This is a genomic window from Paenibacillus physcomitrellae, assembly GCF_002240225.1.
Taxonomy (GTDB): domain Bacteria; phylum Bacillota; class Bacilli; order Paenibacillales; family Paenibacillaceae; genus Fontibacillus; species Fontibacillus physcomitrellae.
The window spans coordinates 247,560-266,346 of sequence record NZ_CP022584.1 but is presented as its reverse complement, the minus strand read 5'-3'; the positions used below and the strand labels follow the sequence as shown (position 1 = coordinate 266,346).

Genomic DNA, 18,787 nt, shown 5'->3' with positions numbered 1-18,787 from the left:
ACCCCTTAACTTACTCATTTTACAATGCTAATCAAATCGCCGTATCCCTCTTTATCCATATCGGCTTCGGGCACGAAACGGATGGACGCGCTGTCGATGCAGTATCTCTTGCCGCCTTTATCCGCAGGGCCATCATCAAACACGTGTCCCAGATGGGTATTTCCCGCGCGGCTTCTTACTTCTGTGCGGACCAGACCGAAGCTGGTATCTTCCTTATAATTCACAACCTCCGGAATGATCGGCTTCGTGAAGCTCGGCCAGCCGCAGCCCGAATCGTATTTGTCGGCACTGGAGAACAGCGGCTCCCCTGTCACAACATCCACGTAAATACCGGGATCATAGTTATCCCAATAAGCATTCGAAAAAGCATGCTCCGTATCGCCGAGTACCGCTACCTGATATTGTTCATTCGTCAGCTTTTGCTTCAATTCCTCGTTGCTTGGTCTTGGATATTTGGCAGGATCGATGTCTACCGTCTGTTCGTTCAGAATCCCGAGGTCAATGTGGCAATAGCCGTCAGGATGTTTCTCCAAATAGTCCTGATGATATTCTTCCGCCATATAGAAGTTGCTCAGCGGCAGAACTTCGGTCACAATCTTTTTGTCGTATTTAGTCTGCTCAGCAGCAACAACCTCTTGAATGACCGGCAGATCCTTTTGATCTTCATAATAGACGCCCGTGCGGTAATTGACACCACGGTCGTTACCCTGTTTGTTCACACTGGTCGGATCGATGACTTTAAAATAATCCTCCAGCAGCGTTTTAAGCGACACGCGGGAAGGGTCATACGTGACTTCGACGGTTTCCGCAAAGCCGCGGTCCCCTCTTACTACATCCTCATAGGTCGGATTCTCACCCGTGCCGTTGGCATAACCGTTGACGGCGTCGCTTACGCCGTAAATCCGTGAAATGTAAGCTTCCACGCCCCAGAAGCAGCCACCGGCCAAATAGATTTGACGCAGCTCGCTGTGGGAATAGTCCACTTCCTTGTTCGGGTTAGGCAGCGAAGCCGTCGTCACACGGGCACTGCTTTCAAAAGCGCTCCCGGCTGCCGCAGCAACACTTTCAGCAGCTCCGCTAATTTGATTATAAGGGGAACAAGCCGTAATCGCCATGATTAGCAACAAAGCACTTGCCAAACCAAAACCCAGTCTCATTCGTTTCATCGTAATCCTCCTTAACATTTATAGTTAATTTCGGCCCATTAGCAGTCCATCCATTAGTGAATGGAATCAATCGTTTGAGCAATCAGATCGTTCGGGTTATGTCCCGGAACACTTTTAGCCAGCACACCGTCTGAACCGATGTAAAAGGAGGAAGGATAACCGCGGACTCCAAATTGTTTGGCTAAAGAGCCGCCCTCATCCAGCAGAACCTCCATGTTGTCGTATCCCCGTTTGGAGAACCAGTTGACGAAATCCGCTTCAGACTGCTCCCCATTGTAGCCGGGGCTGACGATGGTCAGCACTTTGTAATCATGCTGCTGGCCCGACAGCTGGTTGATTTCATCCAAACCGGCCAGGCAGATCGGACACCAGGAGGCCCAGAATTTTACATAAACCTTCTCACCTTTATAATCAGCCAGGGACACGGCGTTGCCGTTCGTATCCTTTAAATTAAAATCCGGTGCGGGCCGGCCTTGATTCAGCGTTTGTCCAGTTGTCTCCGCAGCGCTCACAGACCGGTTCAGAGAAATCCCTCCTTGCTTATCCAGGCTTTGGCTGCCCAGAACAACAAGGATTAATGCCGCCGCTGAAATCGCTCCCCATATCCATCTATTCCGTTTACTGTTCATCTCTCTTCACTCCTTCTAAAATTGAAAATAAGCGGTAATCGCATTCAGCTTGTTCGTTACCAGCAGCACTCCCATAATCATCAGAACAACCCCGGACAGGATCTTCAGCTTGTTCATATGTTTATAAACCGCGCGAATCCGGGTCAGCAGCAGACCGGAGAACAACGACATGATCAGAAAAGGAACGGCCAGGCCCAAGGCATAGATCCCCATATAGGTCACTCCGGGCAACCAGGATCCTCCGCTGGCAGACAAGCTGATTACCGCAGCCAGCACCGGTCCAATGCAAGGTGTCCAGCCAAAGCTGAACGTAAAGCCGAGGATGTAGGCTCCAGCCCATCCGCGTGTCTTTTGGAAATCGGCCTGAATCTTTCTCTCCCGTTCCAGAAATGGAAGTTTGACCACACCGGTTTGATAGAGGCCAAAGAGAATGACCACAATGCCGCAGAGCGTAATAAAAACGGAACTGTTCAATACGCTGCCAAGCGCCCCCGCTCCAAACCCGAGCAGCACAAACACGGTTGACAGCCCGAGTATAAACACCAAGGTTCTAAGGGCTAGCAAAGGAGAGAAGCTTGAAGCACCTTGCTTCGCGCCGGTTGGGCTTGCGCCTTCCGTCCCCGAGCTGCCAAGATAGGCCAAATAGACCGGAAGCAGAGGCAATATGCAGGGTGAAAAGAAAGATAACATACCTGCGGCAAATACACTGCCAACGTATAGCTGCTCTGTCATGAGAAACCACCTCCCTTTCGTAAATAACGGCCTTAAGCCAAGTCTAGACCTTTTCTACAAGAGTTAACATTCAAGCTGATCATCTTCTTCTCTAATTTCATCAGGTCTTTGGACGCCCGGCTAATGTAAACGACAAAAAGCCGGCTCCGGGAAACCCGGGCCAGCTTGTTTGTTATAGCTGTTCGGCTGTTCAATTACTCTTCATAAATCTCAGTTACTCTTCATAAATCATTTTACGTGTCATTCCGCCGTCGACTACCAGATTTACGCCGGTTACGAAGTCGTTGTCCGGAGAAGTCAAATACAGGCAGGCACGGGCAATATCGTCCGCTTTGCCCACCCGTCCGGCCGGATGCTGCTGATGATCCTCCGGACGCAATGCTCCATAATCCCCATTCTCAATCCAGCCCGGACTGATGCAGTTGACCATAATGCCGTCCGGACCAAGTGAAACCGCAAGCGCATGACTCAAAGCGACGATAGCCCCTTTGGAAGCCGCATAAGCCTCGCTGTTAGGCTCGGACATGAGCGCCCGGGTCGAAGCCAGATTCACAATCGAGCCTCCCCCGGAATTCCTCATATACTTGGCCGCTTCACGCGCACAAAGGAAACAGCCTCTCGCATTGGTATTTAGGACATGATCCCATTCGTCGAGGCCAAGCTCAAGCGGGGATTTCCATATGCCTAACCCGGCATTGTTGATGAGAATATCCACAGTCTCATCTTCCCCTGCCGCTTGTTTCATCAGCTCTTGGACCGAAGCTTCGGATTTGACGTCACATACGAAGAAATCGGCTCGTCCTCCATCCTGCCGTATGGCAGCCGCAGCAGCGGCGCCAAGCTCTGCATCAATGTCAGCCAAAATCACATGGGCCCCGGCTTTGGCGTAGGCTTCGGCGACTCCTTTGCCTATCCCTTGTGCAGCCCCTGTGATTACTACCTTCTTGTTCTCAAATGACATATCTTCGCCTCCCGTTTGTTTATCTTCTCCTGCTTTCAAATAAACCATGAATCAACGATAACCCGCTAATGACGCCAAAAAAGAAACGGCCCTCATACCGGGTCACTTCCGCATACCAGGGAATCTCCGGCAGTTTGATATATTGTGCTGCTACAGCATAAATAAACAGGATAAAGCATGGCGCAAACAAAGCCAGCAGCAGCGGCTTATGAGGCTTGAAACGGCCGGGCAGGCCGACAAGGAAGCTCAGGCAAGCACCGAGTACTAACGCATAAGCCGTTTCCCCGATGACCGCGAAATCATTGTCTCCGCTTGCATTCGTCCGGTGCTTCATCTGCTCCAGCCAGGAATTTCCGTAGTAAAGCAGCAGGACTGCAAACGCAATCCATACCAAGAAATAAAAGTACCCTTTATTGCTTCTCAATATCGTTCTCCTCCAAATCCGGCCCAGACTGCTTTATTTCATTCTTTCTCAAGACTAATGATCATATGGATATCTTCAGGCTCCAGCGTGAACAGCTCCTGATCTACCTCTTCGGTCGGTTCACTGCCCGCATCCCGGTAGAAATTAAAGGCTGAATCGGTTTCCGTAGATGAAATATACAAATACCGGGCTCCACGCAAGACCGCCTCCCGCTTCACCTCGTCCATAAGGCTGCGGCCAATCCCCTGTCTGCGATGGGAACGGGTCACATACATCAGATCCAATTGCAGCCGGTCCTTATGCTCCCCACGAAATTGATGCGCGAGAACGGCAAAACCGACCAGTCGCTCGCCTTCAAAAGCTCCGAACGCTGCTCCCCCAGCCTCTAACTCCTCTTCGAAACGCTGCTGCAGCTTCCTCAAGGAGGCCGCGTCCCAACCGGTGCATTCGTGACCAGCTGCCCTTTCTTCCACTCCATTTGCTATTTGGCGGTAAATGGCGCGAATATATTCAGAGCGGTCAATGTGGGACAACAAATCGGATTCTTCCCTATGCATCTTTCTTACGTCGATCATTATACATTCCTCCAAGGTTTGAATGGGAATTTAATGCTGCGGGTTCTTCATTCAAACCGAAGTCGGAAATGCCTTTGATCGCTGTTCCAACAATAAAATCAAGCTTATGCCCTTAGCCCCCTTAACTGATCATGAAATGGAATTCAGGTTATGTAGCCGACCGGCAGCAAAACTTTCGAGCCTCCGGCCGATTTTCTTTCTCTAATATAACATTTTGTTTGAGATTCGGCAGTACCAAACAAAACGAACCGGGCAGAAAGGCATCTTCTGCACCGGTTCGCTGCTTAAAGCTGTTATTACTTGTTATTATTCTATTCGTTCTTAAGAGATTAGAAATTAAAATTGTCCGGGTCTGAACCCACCCGTTCATTTTTGTTCAGCGCGTTGATCGCTTCCATCTCGCTGTCGCTCAGCGCAAAATCAAAAATGTTCGCATTTTCAATAATCCGCTCTTCGTGCACCGATTTCGGTATGGTGACAACCTCCTGCTGCAGATCCCAGCGAAGCACAACCTGCGCCGGTGTTTTCCCATGGTTAGCGGCAATTTTGCCGATTACTTCATCTTTCAAAATATGCCCCTGCGCAAGCGGCGACCAGGCTTCCAGGCGGATGCCTTTGTTTGGCGTATATTCACGCAGCTCCGGCTGGGACAAATACGGATGGAATTCGATTTGGTCTACGGCCGGTACTATAGACGCTTCGCTCAGCAGATCCTCCAGATGATGAACATGAAAATTACTTACGCCGATGGCACGTACTTTGCCGTCTTTGTAAATCTTCTCAAGCGCCTTCCAGGTTTCTTTGTATTTCTCTTTCACAGGCCAGTGAATGAGATAAAGATCCAGATAATCGAGTCCCAGCTTCTTCAGGGAAAGCTCAAAAGCATCCAATGTGCTTTGATAGCCTTGATCCGAGTTCCATACTTTCGAGGTGATAAACAGCTCTTCTCGCGAAACGCCGTACTCCTTCATCGCTTCCGCGACAGCTTGTCCAACGCCTTCTTCATTTTTGTAAACGGCTGCGGTATCGATGCTGCGGTAACCATTTTTAATAGCAGCTTTCACCGATTCCACCACTTCGCTGCCTTCTTTCACCTTAAAGACGCCAAGGCCGAACCAAGGCATTTGTACGCCGTTATTTAGTGCAACTCTGTCCTGAAGTGAATTCGCCATTTCCAAGAATCCTCCTTGTAAATATGGTTTACTTTTCCTATTATGAACCTTTTTAGAACTAAAGTGAAGCGCATGCTGTTAAGGTTGAGACTACTCCCTATTACCCCATTATAGAGAATAAATGCTCAACATCTCGTTCGTTAGGGTTAGAAAGATCGAAATTAAGTATGCGTCAAATTCTTGATTGCTGCCTTGCTTCAACTGGCTTTTAGCTTCCTCTAGAGCTTTCCTCTTATGTACAGTACGTTCTAGAAGTAAATGGTCAAACGCATCCGCAATTCTGCAGATCCGCGCATAAAGCGGAATACGCTCTCCCTTTAATCGATTCGGATACCCTGCCCCGTCCCATCTTTCATGGTGGGAGCCTACCGTCGCCCATACGTCAGGGCCTAACCCCTCAACCGTCGAAACAATCAATTCTCCAAGCACAGGATGAAGCTCCAGCATCATGTTCTCCCCATCGCTTAGCGGTCCAGTTTTGTGAAGGACGTCAGGCGGAATCATAACCTTTCCAATGTCATGCAGGAAACAGCCTCTGCGCAGATCCCCCAGCTCTTTATCCGACAGCTCCAGCTTTTCTCCCATCAGCTCTGCGACCGATGCCACCCTGTAACTGTGCAGAAAAATGTCCTCACTCGTCTCTCTCAGCCTCTTGATCCAATAAAGTGAGTCGGTTTCATCTATCGCTGACTCTCCGCCTTTTTGACCATCTGTTTGTTCCATCTTCTCTGTTCCTCCTTTAATTTTATGGTACTTCTTGTTATTAATATCCCAAAATCATCCATCATTATAGGCTAACACTTTGGCTTGTTCAAACCTCGATAGTTTAAATTTCTATCAAAAAAAGAAGAGGCACCCTTACCCGATCGGTAAAGGAACCCTCTTCTATTTGAATTGCTTCCAAGTTTAGAAAATAACCCGCCAGCCGCTTAGCCAAGCTTCTCCAAGCGCTTCGTCAGCGAGCTGCGCCAGCTGTCTGACAAGGCCTCCACGGCCAGAACCCGTTCAAGTCCTTCCTTGTCCGTCTTGCTGCGGTATTTAATGTAGTTAGCGTAAGCAACGGTTATTCCCTGCGGGGCCTGCTCCAACAAGGTCAAACAATCCTTTTGGCTTACGGTACCCGGCTCCAGAACCCGCAGATAAAAACCGGTGTAGCCGGTTTGTTCCACATAAACGGTCAATTCCGGAACCCCGTGGAAAGCGGCAATTTTATAACAAGGCTGTCTGGGCTGACTGACTTGTACAACCGCTTCTCCCCATTTGAAAATATCGCCGATTCTGACCTCTTCTTCCGTCAAATCGTGAAGCGTGACGTTCTCGCCAAACGCTCCTGGTTTGAAAGTCAGGCCAAGCTTCTCTTCCCAAAATGGATAATGCTTGAAGCAGTATACACATACCGCTTTATCTGCTCCGCCGTGGTGAACCGTGTCGCCCTGTCCGTCGCCCTGCAGCTGGGTCGCTGACAAATACAATTGCTCCTCGGTAGCCTGCTTGTTAAACCCGGACATAACTTCCTTCGCGTTCGCTTTCAGCGGCTGGGGTTTGCCGACATTCAGCGACGCCACAGCATAATCTATGCTCATAGCTGTCGTCCTTTCTTTACCGCTTTAAATGACCTCCAAGAAAGTCTGGCTGCCGTTCATGCAGTCCTGCTTAAGCCGCTGCCGGGCCCGGTACAAGACAATTTTATAACGGGATAATTTCATGCCCATCATTTCTGAAGCCTCGCGGTAGGAATAACCTTGAATATCATAAAGATGAATGGCCTCCTGCTGCTGCTCCGAAAGGCGTCCAAGCCGTTCATACAGCTGCTCCTTATTCTCCGATTTCATAAGCTGCGCTTCAGGCGTGTCCAAATCCGGCAGCGAACGGAAATAGTCGGAGTCATAGGTTTTCATCCGGCTGTCCTTGCGGGTTTTATCGATGAAAGCATGATAAGCTACCCGGATCAGCCATGGTTTTACCTTTTCATTTTGTGTTTGGTCCAAATGTATAAAAGCTCGGCAAAAAGTCTCTTGCATCAAGTCTTCTGCTGTAAAATGATCTTTGCATAATCCTAATAAATAACGATATACGTCCATCTGATATTCTCTATAAATCTTATCCAGACTGTCAGATTTCATACGATTTCCTCCTCTGATCCAATCCAGGCGCCAAAGCGGCGCCGCTTCCCCCGGGTTGCCCTGGGCTCAGCTTCTATTATGAAGACCAGAGCTTACTGTACCGCTAAGAAATTATAAAGAATTTATTAAGATTTGCTCAAATCCGTAACTTTCTGCTCCACTTTTACGTGTTCTCAGGCTCCGGGCGGTTAAACTTCTGCGGCAGACGGACCGTAAAGATCGTCCGTTCTTCGTCGCTGTCAGCCGAAATGCTGCCATGATGCAGCTCAACGATATTTTTCGCAATCGCCAGTCCAATGCCCGATCCGCCCGTATGCTGGGCTCTTGATTTCTCCACCCTGTAGAAACGCTCGAACAAATAAGGCAAATCCCGATGCGGGATTTGCTCCCCGTAATTGACCACTTCAGTGACGATTTCATCGCCCTGCACCCGTCCCCGGATATCCAGGAAATACCCGTCCTGACCGTAACGAATTGCATTCGTAATCAGGTTCTCATACACCCTTCGCAGCTTGTCGCCATCGGCCCAGATGACCAGCTGCCCTTCGATAGCCAGTCTGGCTTCCATGCCATGCTCATGGAGCTGCCAGCCGAACTGGGCGACCAGCTGATTCAGCATTTCCGCGACGTTAATGCGGTTCCACTGCAAGTTATTGCCTTTATTGCTGAGCCGGGTGTATTCAAACAGGTCCTCCATCAGCTTCTTCAAACGGATCGATTCCTCATAAGCCATATTCATATAATAACGAAGTTCGACTTCATCCCGGTATTTGTCTTGTTCCACCAATCCCAGATAGCCGGTAATGGTCGTAAGCGGAGTACGCAGATCGTGGGAAATATTCGTAATCAGTTCATTTTTGGTCTGTTCTGCCCGCCGTTCTTCCTCTACTGACAGCTTCAACCTCTCCAGCATGCTGTTGATGTCTGCCGCAAGCTGGCCCAGCTGACTGATGGAACGGACTGTGATTTTATGATCCGGCCCGACATGGCCGATTAAATGCACCTCTTCGATCAACTGATCCAAATACCGCCGCTCCCTGCGCCGCATTTCACGCCGGAAGAAATAGATCGAGAACAGCAGCACGATCGGAACAGCCGCATAATAATAAGCTTCCGGATAACCGATGTAACGATTGACCCAGACCAGGAGCGATTGAACATTGATCGAAGGGTAAAACATAAAGACCGATTTCGCCAGCAAAATGAATAACAGAAAGGCGATAACCGACGAAATGGCGGTCCAGAACAACCATGCAAGCACACGTAAGCTAGCCTTCAAGTTTATACCCTACCCCCCACACCGTATGAATCAGCTTCTCGCCTTCCATCTCTTTCTCCAGCTTGTCCCGGAGACGGCTGATATGGACAGTCACGGAGTTGTTGGAATCAAAATATTTGTCCTTCCAGATCAGCTCAAAGATTTCCTCGGAGCTGAACACCCTTCCGGGGTGACTGGCCAGCAAATATAAGATGCCGAACTCGATCGGCGTTAATTTGACCGGAGAACCATATATGGTTGCCGTATGCGTCTCTTTGTCACACTGCAAAGGTCCGATTTTAATAATATGCTCAGAAGCCGGCGCTGAAGCGCTTTGGTAAGAAGAACGCCGCAGCAGGGACTTCACCCGGGCTACCAGCTCCAGCGGGTTAAACGGTTTGACCATATAATCGTCTGCGCCCGTCATCAGCCCGTTGATTTTATCCATGTCGCTGTCCTTGGCGCTCAGCATCAGAATCGGCGTCGTATGATTCTCACGAATCCGGATACATACGTCTATCCCGTCCAAACCGGGCATCATCACGTCCAGAATGATCAGCTGAACCTCTTCTTTGCCCATAATCTCAAGCGCCTGATAACCGTCCGCAGCTTTGACTACCGCAAACCCTTCGTTGACCAGGTAAATCTCAATCAGTCTAGCAATTTTATCGTCATCATCCACAATCAGAATTTGTTTATCCAACGGAAACAACCATCCTTTAGTCCTTTGATAGCTTCTATTCTATCATGATCCCGCTGGACAGGAAATTCGGCTTCTATTCCCAGTAGGACCAGATCAATGCCATCATAAATACCACGGCAGCAAAAATAACACGACAGCCGATTATCAGGCTGCCGTGTTATCGATTCAAGAGCTGATTTAGAATTTCACGCACATATAGCTCATATTGCCAAACTCGTAGTCGCGGTAAATGATTTCCGTCCGGGACAAATCCCCTGCTCCCATGGCAATGTACAGCGGCACAAAATGCTCAGCCCGAGGAACGGCCCGTTCAGCATGAGGAGCCTCGGTCCGGTAGCGGAACAACGTCTGCAAGTCATTCCCCTGCATATGCTGGATCAGCCAATCGTCAAATTCAGTGGCCCAGGCATCGGGCTTGGTTGCTCCCCAATTGACGGCTCTCAAATTATGCACCGTCACGCCGCTGCCGATGATCAGAACATCCTGTTTTGTCAGGTCGCGAAGCGCCGCTCCGATTTGATGCTGAGCCGCCGGGCTGAGATACGGATTAACCGAAATCTGAACAACGGGCACATCCGCCGCCGGGAACATATGATGAAGCATGGTCCATGATCCGTGATCGAGTCCACGCTGTTCGTCGGTCGTCCAGGCAATTCCCTGTTTCGTTAAGCTTTCGGTTACTTTAGAAGCAGCCTCGACGTTTCCTCTTGCCGGGTACCGGACTTTGTACAATTCATCCGGGAACCCATAGAAATCATAAATGGTATCGTAAACGCCGTTATGGGAAGAAACTGTAACCTTCTCCTCTTCCCAGTGAGCGGTAAAGATCACCACAAATTCAGGTTTTATTCCGTCGCCCAGCTGTTTCAGGAAACGGGTATAAGGTTTATCTTCAACCGCCAGCATCGGTGATCCGTGGGCCAGGAATAAAGGGGATATCATGACAGCTGCACACCTCCATATAGTTTGTTACCTTTTGTAAGTAAGTATAATTTCGGAGGGGGCAGTTGTCAAACAAAAATTGTTCTATTCTGGAATTGCTACAATTGTTCCACTTCAACGCTGACCACATAATCCAAATGGCGGATAAAATAATAAATCTCCGTAGCAAATTCCTTGCGCTGGGCGGATAAAACCATGCTGACCTGCTGGCGTTCGCCGTCGAGGTCTTTGATTTTCAAGTGACGGATCCGGTGTTCCGTCGTTTTGTCTTCCAGTTTGACGAAATGAGTATTTTCGATTCTTCGAATCATATCACTTAAAGAATCATTGGTTTTCAAGACGATTTTGATATTAACGTCCCTTTTGTTAAGCTTTGTCGGCCCCACCATCTTGATCAAGTACGGAACAAAGTTCACCGAAATGATCAGCAGGACGACAGCAATGGCCGCTTCTTCATAGAATCCGGCACCGACGGCTATTCCGAGTCCGGAAGCCGCCCAGATGAGCGCCGCCGAGGTCAGCCCTGAAATGGCATCGTTATTTCTGCGCAGAATAACGCCCGCCCCCAGGAAACCGATGCCGCTTACAATCTGAGCCGCCAGGCGCATCGGGTCCATATTCGGATGCTCCGGTCCGGCAAATTTATGGTAGGATTCGATCGATACGATCGTAATCAAACAGCTGGCAATGGAGATAACCATGCTTGTTTTGATCCCAAGCGGCTTCTGCTTCAGCTGCCGATCTATGCCGATCAGCAGTCCGAACAGAAGTGCAATGCCCATTTTCAAGGCAATTTCCCAGTTCATATCCATGATGTCTGCAGCTCCTTCTAAAATATAACTGAGTATAATTGTATTCACCATGTAATGACAAGTTGATTCTTTTATCGGGAAATCTATAAAAGGCCCGAAAGGGTTAAGAGATCAAATCAGAACCACCCGTCCAACGGGTGGTTTGCACTAGGGGTATAACCCCCTGTTACCAAACTGCGCCTAAAGACGCTAGCCTGACCACAAAGCGTTCAGGCTCAGTGTTATTTGTCTCTTTCACTTACCAGTTAAACTGGTTTTACTTTTTCTTGCCCTTGTTGCTGCTGAATGGATCTTCATACTCTTTTACACTCAGCTTATCTACGGCTTGGTCATGTGCCTCTTGCTCTCGAATGTACTTGGCGACGGTGGCTTCATTTAGCCCCACTGTACTTACGTAGTAGCCTTCCGCCCAGAATTTCCGATTCCCATACTTATACTTCAAGTTGGCATGCTTCTCGAATATCATGAGTGCGCTTTTCCCTTTTAGATAGCCCATAAAGGAAGACACCGATATTTTCGGTGGGATCGCCACCAGCATGTGGACATGATCCGGCATCATATGCCCTTCTAATATCTCTACTCCCTTGTATTTACATAGACGCTTCATGATTTCAATTAGATCTCGTCTCACTTGATTGTAGATCTCTTTACGTCTATACTTCGGGGTGAACACAATGTGATACTTACACATCCACTTTGTGTGCGCTAAACTAAAATTTTTATTTTCCATATAAGACCATCCTTTCGAATTGAGCCTGAACATCTCAATTTTATCCGGATGGTCTTATTGGTGTAACCCTAGATCCCTCCACCCGCATAGCGGGTGGTTTTATATTTCGCACGTTTCACGTGCTCAACAGGCTAAAGCCTAAAAAAAAAAGAGAGCCGTCAATGACGACTCTCCTTATTTTAATTAGCTGTGCTCCTTAATATACAGGCAGAGCAGATCTAGCGTAAGTTTCTCTTAATTAGAACTTAGTTGCCAGCTCAGCAGCTTGTTTAACGCCTTCGCCAATGATGGCTTCAGCACGGTCAGCGAATTGGTTGTGGCCTTCAACCACTACCACTTCAGGATTTTGCACGCCCCAGAAAGCAAGAACGTTCTTCACGTAGTTCAGGGACATTTCCAGACCAGCCATAGGGCCTTCGGAATAAACGCCGCCGCGTGCGTTCAGCAGGGCAACTTTCTTCTCGCCTACAAGGCCTACTGGACCTTCAGCTGTGTACTTGAACGTTTTGCCTGCTTGGTTCAAGTAGAACAGGTAAGTAAGCAGTTGGGCAGGAATCGTGAAGTTCCAAAGCGGGAACGCGAACACGACTTTATCAGCTGCCAGGAATTGATCCAGGTAAGTGTTGGCCAGGTCAGCCGCTTTTTGCTCGGCTTGAGTAGCAGGGATATCGTTACCCAGTTTGTACAAACCAGTCAGCATATCATTATCGTAGTAAGGAAGGTCAGCAGCAAACAAATCAAGTTCAGTTACTGCATCCTCTGGATGGGTAGCTTTGTAGCTGTGCAGAAAGCTTTCGTACAATTTAACGGAAACGGCTTGCTCGGCCGGACGACCGTTAGCTTTAATAAACAAAACGTGTGACATGATTTCCCTCCTGGAAATAACTAAAATTTATTTTATAACTTTCATTAGTATAGTAAGTGGTTATTCGTCACTTGTCAACCTATATTTTTACCTCAGGAAAAATGATCCCGGGACGCCTTGTTCAAAATGCCCAGGCACCGGTCAAGATCCGTTTTGACCTGCTTGCGGTACAGCTGAGCTTTCTCCATGCCGTTGTCCGTAAAATGATATAACACAATTTCCTGAAAATCGACGCCGGGATCCCCGCCCTTCAGCTTCTTGGTCCGGTACAAAATCCCTTCCTGAACCAGTTCGTGGAGGGCCCGATAAATTTCGCTTTGAGGAGGAACGTAGCCCTGAGGGGCAAATTCCGTCTTCAGCTCTTCCAGCATTTGATACCCATATCCCCGGTGCTCTTCAACTAGCTTTAACAGATACAATTTCAAGAAAGCCCTTTGGGCAATCATAAATGCCATGTTCGTTCCTTCCTCCCTTTGTCCCGTATAAATTTACCAACATACTGATTATATGAAAATTTCGAAACAGGCGCAATTGGGCCCTTGTTACCCGTTTTGAGAATCCAGGGAGCTGAAAAGGTTTGCGTGTTGGAGAAAGTAAATAAGGTGTGAGAATATGGGGTTATTATTGTGAATTTTTCATATGTTGTAATCGTATAAATAGAGGGGGGAATTAAGGATTTCGTTAGTTGGCGGCCCTCAGTTATTGACTATAAAAAAATGACCATCCCATTTTCGTTCAAAATGGATGGTCATCCCTTTATCGTCTCCGCCGCTGCTCCTTGCCGTCCCGCTTTGCTTTAACCCAGCCCCGCTCCATGGCATAGCGGGTTAACTGAACCCGGTTCTCCAGCTGGAGCTTGTGCATGATATTCTTCAAATGGTTCTTAACCGTTTGGTCTGAAATTTCAAGCACTTCAGCCACTTCACGGTTCGTCATGCCTTGGGCCACCCATTGCAGGATTTCCCGCTCCCGGGCAGTAAGCGGATGTTCGCCCTCTTTCTCCGACCGGGCCGCAGCCGGAATCTCGCGCAGAATCTGGAGCGCCAGCTCGCTCGAAAACATCGCCTCATCGTTCAGGACGGCATGCAAATATTCGATCCAGGTGGAGGGAGACAAGTTCTTGAGCAAGAAACCCTGTGCCCCCTGCTTTAAAGCCTCAAATAAATAAGCCGCATCATCGGACACGGTCACCAGTACAATTTTGATGTAAGGGAATCTCAGCTTGATGGTCCTCGTCGCCTCAAGACCGTCCATATCCGGCATCCCGATGTCCATCACAATCAGATCCGGCATATACTGCTCGGTCAGTGCGATGGCTTCCCGGCCGCCCGCCGCCGTGCCGATGACTTCAAAAGCTGAATCTTCAGCTAAAATTTCGCAGATCCCTTCCCTTGCATGGGCGTTATCATCAACCACAAGAATCCTTGCTTTCATGGTAGATTTCATGGTAGCTCTCCTTTTAGCAATCACTTATTACAACTTTATGAGGATGACGGTTGTTGATCCTTCCCTGCTTTGGAGCTGCACCTGCCAGCCCATTTTTGCCGCCCGCTCACGTAAAATTCTCAGCCCGTATGTCCCCGACTTGTCCAGTTCTCCAGGCGCAATGCCTTTACCATGATCACGGATCGTGACCTTCCAGCCTTTATCCTCAGCTGTTGCCTTTATGTAAACCTCGGTTTGACCGGAGTGCTTGCGGACGTTCATCACCGCTTCACGGATACAAGCCAGCAATTCTACCTGCTCCTGAACCGTCAATTGCCCCTCAGTCAGATACCAATCCAGATGGATTCCGATTTGGATCTCCTTGCCCAGATCAGCTACCAAGCCGGGCAGCGTTTCCCCGTCGCCCAGCGTTTCTTCTACCGGATACCGCAGATTAGAGATCGATTGCCGGACATACTCATTAACCGTGTGCACCGTCTTTCGGAGCTCATCCAGCGGGACTTCTTCGCCGCGAAGCTGCCGCTTCTCAGCTTTCTCCAGCTTGACCGCCAGCAGAAACAATGACTGGGCTATTCCATCATGAAGCTCCTTGGCCAGCTGTTCCCGGGCCTCGAGTCTCGCTTTAACGGCACGTTCCTGCTGCAGCTCCTCCTGAAACCTCTCCAGCCGGGCGAACAGCGGAAGCAGCAGCATCAAGCTGATCAGAAAGAGCAGAATCGGCGTAATCGCGTTGCCCGTACTCATTGAAAAATACGGCATCAGCAGCGTGTGCCGCACCAGTTCCCATAAACCTACCAGCAGCGGGGGGAACAGCAGAATCAGCCATTTGGTTAGTTTATATGTCATACCGAAACAGTCCTCCAGCTAGCGATCTCTACAACATTTCCGTTCGTGACAAGATGTCCGTTCTTAACGAATATACGACAATAATGGCTTTATGGCAAAAAGATCTGGCTGAAACAGCCGTTTCTCCCCGCTAAAAAACCGGCGCTCATACGAGCGCCGGCCGGAGAAGCTGTACTCTTCATTAGCCGAGTACAGTTGAAGATTTTATAGAAGCTTCTTGATTTCATCCTTGATCGCTTCGGATTTAGGGCCAAAGACGACCTGGACTGCGCCTTTGCCAAGACGCATGACACCAGAAGCGCCCAGTCCGCGCAGCGTTGGATCGCTGACCGCCTGATCGTCTTTCACAACCAGACGAAGACGGGTGATACATGCGTCAACGGATTCCACGTTGTCCGCGCCGCCAATCGCCGCCAGAATTTTAGCCGCCTGGCTGTCCGCAGAAGCTACCGCACCGGCCATAGCCGCTTCGCCCGTTGCGGACAACTCGACGTCGTCTTCTCTTCCTGGCGTCTTCAGGTTCATTTTGACAATGATGATACGGAACAAGAAGTAATAAACAACCGCAAACACAAGTCCTACCGGAATCAGCACCCATGGCTTCGTGGAAAGCGGGAAGTTCAGCGCATAGTCGATAAATCCGGCTGAGAACCCGAAACCCAGCTTCACGCCAAGCGTGTACATAACGAATCCGGCAACGCCGGTCAGAATCGCATGGATCACATACAGGAACGGCGCAACAAACATAAAGGAGAACTCAAGCGGTTCTGTGATCCCTGTCAGGAAGGAAGCCACGGCTGCTCCAATAAAGATCGAGGCAACCGCTTTTCTTCTTTCCGGTCTTGCCGTATGAATGATGGCCAGCGCGGCACCAGGCAGCGCAAACATCATGATCGGGAAGAACCCGGTCATAAACATACCCGCCGTTTTGTCTCCTGCAAAGAAACGGTTCAGGTCGCCATGAATGACTTTGCCTGCCGCATCCGTAAAGTCGCCGATTTGGAACCAAGCGATCGAGTTGATGATATGATGAAGGCCAAAAGGAACAAGCAGACGGTTAGCCAGCATGTAAATGCCTGCTCCAACACCGCCAAGATCCACAATCCAGTTGCCGAACGTATCCAGCGCCTCTTGAACCGGTCCCCAGATCAGACCGAAAATAATACCCGATACCACCATTGCCGCTGAGGTAACCATCGGAACAAAACGTTTGCCTCCGAAGAAGCCGAGCCAGTCGGGAAGCTTGATATTGTAGTATTTTTTGTACAGGAAAGCTGCGATACAGCCGGTAAAGATACCGCCGAGTACGCCCATGTCGAGTTTGGCATCGGCGCTCATGATGCCGGTAAATACTGTAGGGACTTTGGCCAGTACCTGCAGCAGGATCAGATAACCGATCGCCGCAGACAAGGCGGCTACCGCATCTCCGGCCAAACCGATGGCAACCCCGATGGCAAAAATCATCGGCAGGTTGTCAAAAATCGTCCCCCCGCCGGCAGCCAGGAAAGGCGCGACGTATTGGTTTAAAAATTTGCCTACCTCGCCAAAATGGAAATCCTTGACGTAATCGATGTTGCCAAAACGCAGCAGAATTGCCGCCGCCGGCAGCGTGGCAACCGGAAGCATGAGGGATTTCCCGATTTTCTGGAGAAAAGCCAACATGTGTTCAACACCCTTTCATCTATATTATTTTCGTAAAACCAGTTTTAAAAGGACATCCTGGCCGGCTGTCACCGTACCCGTATTGGTTTCCATGCTTTCGGTCAATTCGTCCGCATTGGTGACTATAACCGGAGTGATCACCGGATAACCCGCAGCTTTGATCTGCTCAAGATCGAATTCGATCAGCAGCTGGCCCTGCTTCACCTTATCGGAGGCCGCAACATGGCTGGTAAACCCTTCGCCCTTCAGGGCAACGGTGTTAATGCCTATATGAAACAGGAATTGAAGTCCTGTGCCTTCCTGCTCGAGGATAAGCGCGTGATTTGACTTGATCACATGCGCTACAGTACCATTAAAGGGAGCAATCAGCTTGCCTTCGTTTGGCTCGATAGCGATCCCCTGGCCCATATGCCCGGCGGCAAACGCTTCGTCCGGCACGGCGGATAAAGCGACAGCTTCGCCGCTTACGGGAGCCACGATTTCTACGGCTTGGTTACTATTACTTTTTTTTCTCCATTTTGAGAACATCTTTGCTCCTCCTGTTTCCAATAACTAGGTTGAATTTTTTTGATAGACGGCTTAAGCAAATTCTATCGGCGGATTCTTTGGAACAGCCGGTATAAATGCATCGCCATGTAGCAAATCTCTTCTTCCGGCACCTTCTTATCCAGCTCCTCGGCCATAATCCGGCCTAGCTTCTGGGCAAGGGCATATTCTTCCCGGTATTCAAACCGGATGTGATTAACAAAGGGATTATCAACCGAGGTCCCCTGCAGAATCCGCTCGATCGAATAACGAAGATGCAGCATCAGGCGCACATGGCTTAAGCTGCCTTGATCGAAATGGATGTTCTTCTCCTGCTGAATCGCTTCAATCAGCCTTCCAACAATATTCGATGCTTTAACGAGCTGTCCGACCGGAACATCGCTCGCCGCCGAATAAACATGGTAAGTCAGGAAGCCGATTTCATCTTCCGGAATTTCCAGCTCAAATTCCTGTCCGATCATATCCGCAATCTTGGAAGCGATCTCATATTCTTTGGGGAAAGAGAGCTTGGTTTCAAGCAAAAAAGGATTGATGATATCCATCCCGTGCCGGATCCGGTAAATCGTAAACTGAAGATGGCTCGGAAGCGCCAAATACACCTTGTCATTCAGTTTGCCCGGAAATTCCCTGGAAATATGTTCGATGATTTTATCCGTAATCTCTATGACCTTTGGATCAAAATCCTCCAGAATGCTTTGATATTGACTCCACTGCTCGCGGTCCTCCAGACGGAATCTCTTCTCGATTCTTGGATCGTTAACGTCAATCGTGCCTTCGTTTTTCACGATAAACCCGATGCCTTTTCCCAGCAGTACATATTCCTTGTTGGTGTTTACCGTGTTTGCCATGACGACATTGTTGCCGATGATCCGCTGGACCTGTAATATTTCAGCTTCCTTCATCGCCACCGCCCCCTTTTAAGGTAAAAACCCCGGATCTTCTTCTTTCCTTCCCTACAGCAAAACAAAAAGAGCCAAGGATAAACTTACGCCTTTGGAATTAAAGGGAAGTTTTCCTTGGCTCATGCCCATTTATACGTCATGGTAACACGCCGTCAGAAAGATTTGCTTTTGTTGTGTCCATCATAAAACAGGCATTTGTATTCGTCAATACAAAAAATCGGGCCTCCCGACCTTCTTTCCTTTTCCGCTGTTTTCTCCCGGTACTATCAGGCATACAATTCGCCGCGCTCACA

At 49.0% G+C, this 18,787-nt stretch carries 22 protein-coding genes; all 22 read right to left on the bottom strand.

Translation table 11 applies throughout. The annotated features are described in order from the left end of the window. Nucleotides 1-14: 14 nt before the first annotated feature. The 22 genes from msrB to CBE73_RS01145 all read right to left on the bottom strand — a co-directional run bounded on the left by msrB (nucleotide 15) and on the right by CBE73_RS01145 (nucleotide 18,494). Complete coding sequence (gene msrB, locus CBE73_RS01250) at nucleotides 15-1,166, bottom strand: peptide-methionine (R)-S-oxide reductase MsrB (RefSeq protein WP_229752767.1); 1,152 nt, start codon at nucleotides 1,164-1,166, stop codon at nucleotides 15-17. 53 nt (nucleotides 1,167-1,219) lie between these two features. Next, the gene (locus CBE73_RS01245; RefSeq protein ID WP_094092646.1) at nucleotides 1,220-1,795 is read right to left on the bottom strand and encodes a TlpA family protein disulfide reductase; all 576 of its coding nucleotides are present in this window, start codon (nucleotides 1,793-1,795) and stop codon (nucleotides 1,220-1,222) included. A gap of 15 nt (nucleotides 1,796-1,810) precedes the next feature. Next, on the bottom strand, nucleotides 1,811-2,527 hold the full coding sequence (locus CBE73_RS01240; protein WP_094092645.1) for a cytochrome c biogenesis CcdA family protein: 717 nt from the start codon (nucleotides 2,525-2,527) through the stop codon (nucleotides 1,811-1,813). A 214-nt stretch (nucleotides 2,528-2,741) separates the two neighbouring features. Beyond that, entirely contained in the window at nucleotides 2,742-3,488 is a 747-nt protein-coding gene (locus CBE73_RS01235; protein ID WP_094092644.1) for an SDR family NAD(P)-dependent oxidoreductase, read from the bottom strand. A gap of 19 nt (nucleotides 3,489-3,507) precedes the next feature. Next, nucleotides 3,508-3,912, bottom strand: coding sequence for a hypothetical protein (locus CBE73_RS01230; protein ID WP_094092643.1), 405 nt, complete (start codon nucleotides 3,910-3,912; stop codon nucleotides 3,508-3,510). A gap of 38 nt (nucleotides 3,913-3,950) precedes the next feature. Further along, complete coding sequence (locus CBE73_RS01225; protein ID WP_094092642.1) at nucleotides 3,951-4,487, bottom strand: GNAT family N-acetyltransferase; 537 nt, start codon at nucleotides 4,485-4,487, stop codon at nucleotides 3,951-3,953. Between the two features lie 329 nt (nucleotides 4,488-4,816). After that, entirely contained in the window at nucleotides 4,817-5,659 is an 843-nt protein-coding gene (locus CBE73_RS01220; RefSeq protein WP_094092641.1) for an aldo/keto reductase, read from the bottom strand. Between the two features lie 108 nt (nucleotides 5,660-5,767). Beyond that, on the bottom strand, nucleotides 5,768-6,382 hold the full coding sequence (locus CBE73_RS01215; protein ID WP_094092640.1) for an HD-GYP domain-containing protein: 615 nt from the start codon (nucleotides 6,380-6,382) through the stop codon (nucleotides 5,768-5,770). A 206-nt stretch (nucleotides 6,383-6,588) separates the two neighbouring features. Continuing rightward, nucleotides 6,589-7,242 (bottom strand): MOSC domain-containing protein, encoded by a 654-nt coding sequence (locus CBE73_RS01210; RefSeq protein WP_094092639.1) that lies wholly within the window; start codon nucleotides 7,240-7,242, stop codon nucleotides 6,589-6,591. A 24-nt stretch (nucleotides 7,243-7,266) separates the two neighbouring features. Then, nucleotides 7,267-7,782 carry a sigma-70 family RNA polymerase sigma factor gene (locus CBE73_RS01205; RefSeq protein WP_094092638.1) on the bottom strand — a complete coding sequence of 172 codons (516 nt, stop codon included), beginning with the start codon at nucleotides 7,780-7,782 and terminating at the stop codon, nucleotides 7,267-7,269. A 163-nt stretch (nucleotides 7,783-7,945) separates the two neighbouring features. Beyond that, a complete protein-coding gene (locus CBE73_RS01200) occupies nucleotides 7,946-9,061 on the bottom strand; it encodes a sensor histidine kinase (protein ID WP_174704636.1) in 1,116 nt (371 codons plus the stop codon). After that, nucleotides 9,051-9,743 (bottom strand): response regulator transcription factor, encoded by a 693-nt coding sequence (locus tag CBE73_RS01195; protein WP_094092637.1) that lies wholly within the window; start codon nucleotides 9,741-9,743, stop codon nucleotides 9,051-9,053. The genes CBE73_RS01200 and CBE73_RS01195 overlap by 11 nt, the downstream gene beginning before the upstream one ends. Before the next feature lie 177 nt (nucleotides 9,744-9,920). After that, complete coding sequence (locus CBE73_RS01190) at nucleotides 9,921-10,685, bottom strand: DODA-type extradiol aromatic ring-opening family dioxygenase (RefSeq protein WP_094092636.1); 765 nt, start codon at nucleotides 10,683-10,685, stop codon at nucleotides 9,921-9,923. Between the two features lie 98 nt (nucleotides 10,686-10,783). Further along, a complete protein-coding gene (locus CBE73_RS01185) occupies nucleotides 10,784-11,491 on the bottom strand; it encodes an MgtC/SapB family protein (protein ID WP_094096059.1) in 708 nt (235 codons plus the stop codon). A gap of 262 nt (nucleotides 11,492-11,753) precedes the next feature. Continuing rightward, nucleotides 11,754-12,227 carry an IS200/IS605 family transposase gene (tnpA, locus tag CBE73_RS01180; RefSeq protein WP_094092635.1) on the bottom strand — a complete coding sequence of 158 codons (474 nt, stop codon included), beginning with the start codon at nucleotides 12,225-12,227 and terminating at the stop codon, nucleotides 11,754-11,756. 238 nt (nucleotides 12,228-12,465) lie between these two features. Beyond that, complete coding sequence (locus CBE73_RS01175; protein WP_094092634.1) at nucleotides 12,466-13,092, bottom strand: FMN-dependent NADH-azoreductase; 627 nt, start codon at nucleotides 13,090-13,092, stop codon at nucleotides 12,466-12,468. A gap of 92 nt (nucleotides 13,093-13,184) precedes the next feature. Then, complete coding sequence (locus CBE73_RS01170) at nucleotides 13,185-13,547, bottom strand: replication termination protein (RefSeq protein WP_094092633.1); 363 nt, start codon at nucleotides 13,545-13,547, stop codon at nucleotides 13,185-13,187. Between the two features lie 301 nt (nucleotides 13,548-13,848). Then, nucleotides 13,849-14,538, bottom strand: a complete 690-nt coding sequence (locus CBE73_RS01165) for a response regulator (protein ID WP_373286367.1) — start codon at nucleotides 14,536-14,538, stop codon at nucleotides 13,849-13,851. Nucleotides 14,539-14,565: 27 nt separating this feature from the next. Next, complete coding sequence (locus tag CBE73_RS01160) at nucleotides 14,566-15,384, bottom strand: sensor histidine kinase (RefSeq protein WP_094092632.1); 819 nt, start codon at nucleotides 15,382-15,384, stop codon at nucleotides 14,566-14,568. A gap of 204 nt (nucleotides 15,385-15,588) precedes the next feature. Continuing rightward, nucleotides 15,589-17,046, bottom strand: coding sequence for an N-acetylglucosamine-specific PTS transporter subunit IIBC (gene nagE, locus CBE73_RS01155; protein WP_094092631.1), 1,458 nt, complete (start codon nucleotides 17,044-17,046; stop codon nucleotides 15,589-15,591). A 24-nt stretch (nucleotides 17,047-17,070) separates the two neighbouring features. Further along, entirely contained in the window at nucleotides 17,071-17,574 is a 504-nt protein-coding gene (locus tag CBE73_RS01150) for a PTS sugar transporter subunit IIA (protein WP_068694727.1), read from the bottom strand. 62 nt (nucleotides 17,575-17,636) lie between these two features. Next, a complete protein-coding gene (locus tag CBE73_RS01145; protein ID WP_068694726.1) occupies nucleotides 17,637-18,494 on the bottom strand; it encodes a PRD domain-containing protein in 858 nt (285 codons plus the stop codon). Between the last annotated feature and the right edge of the window lie 293 nt (nucleotides 18,495-18,787).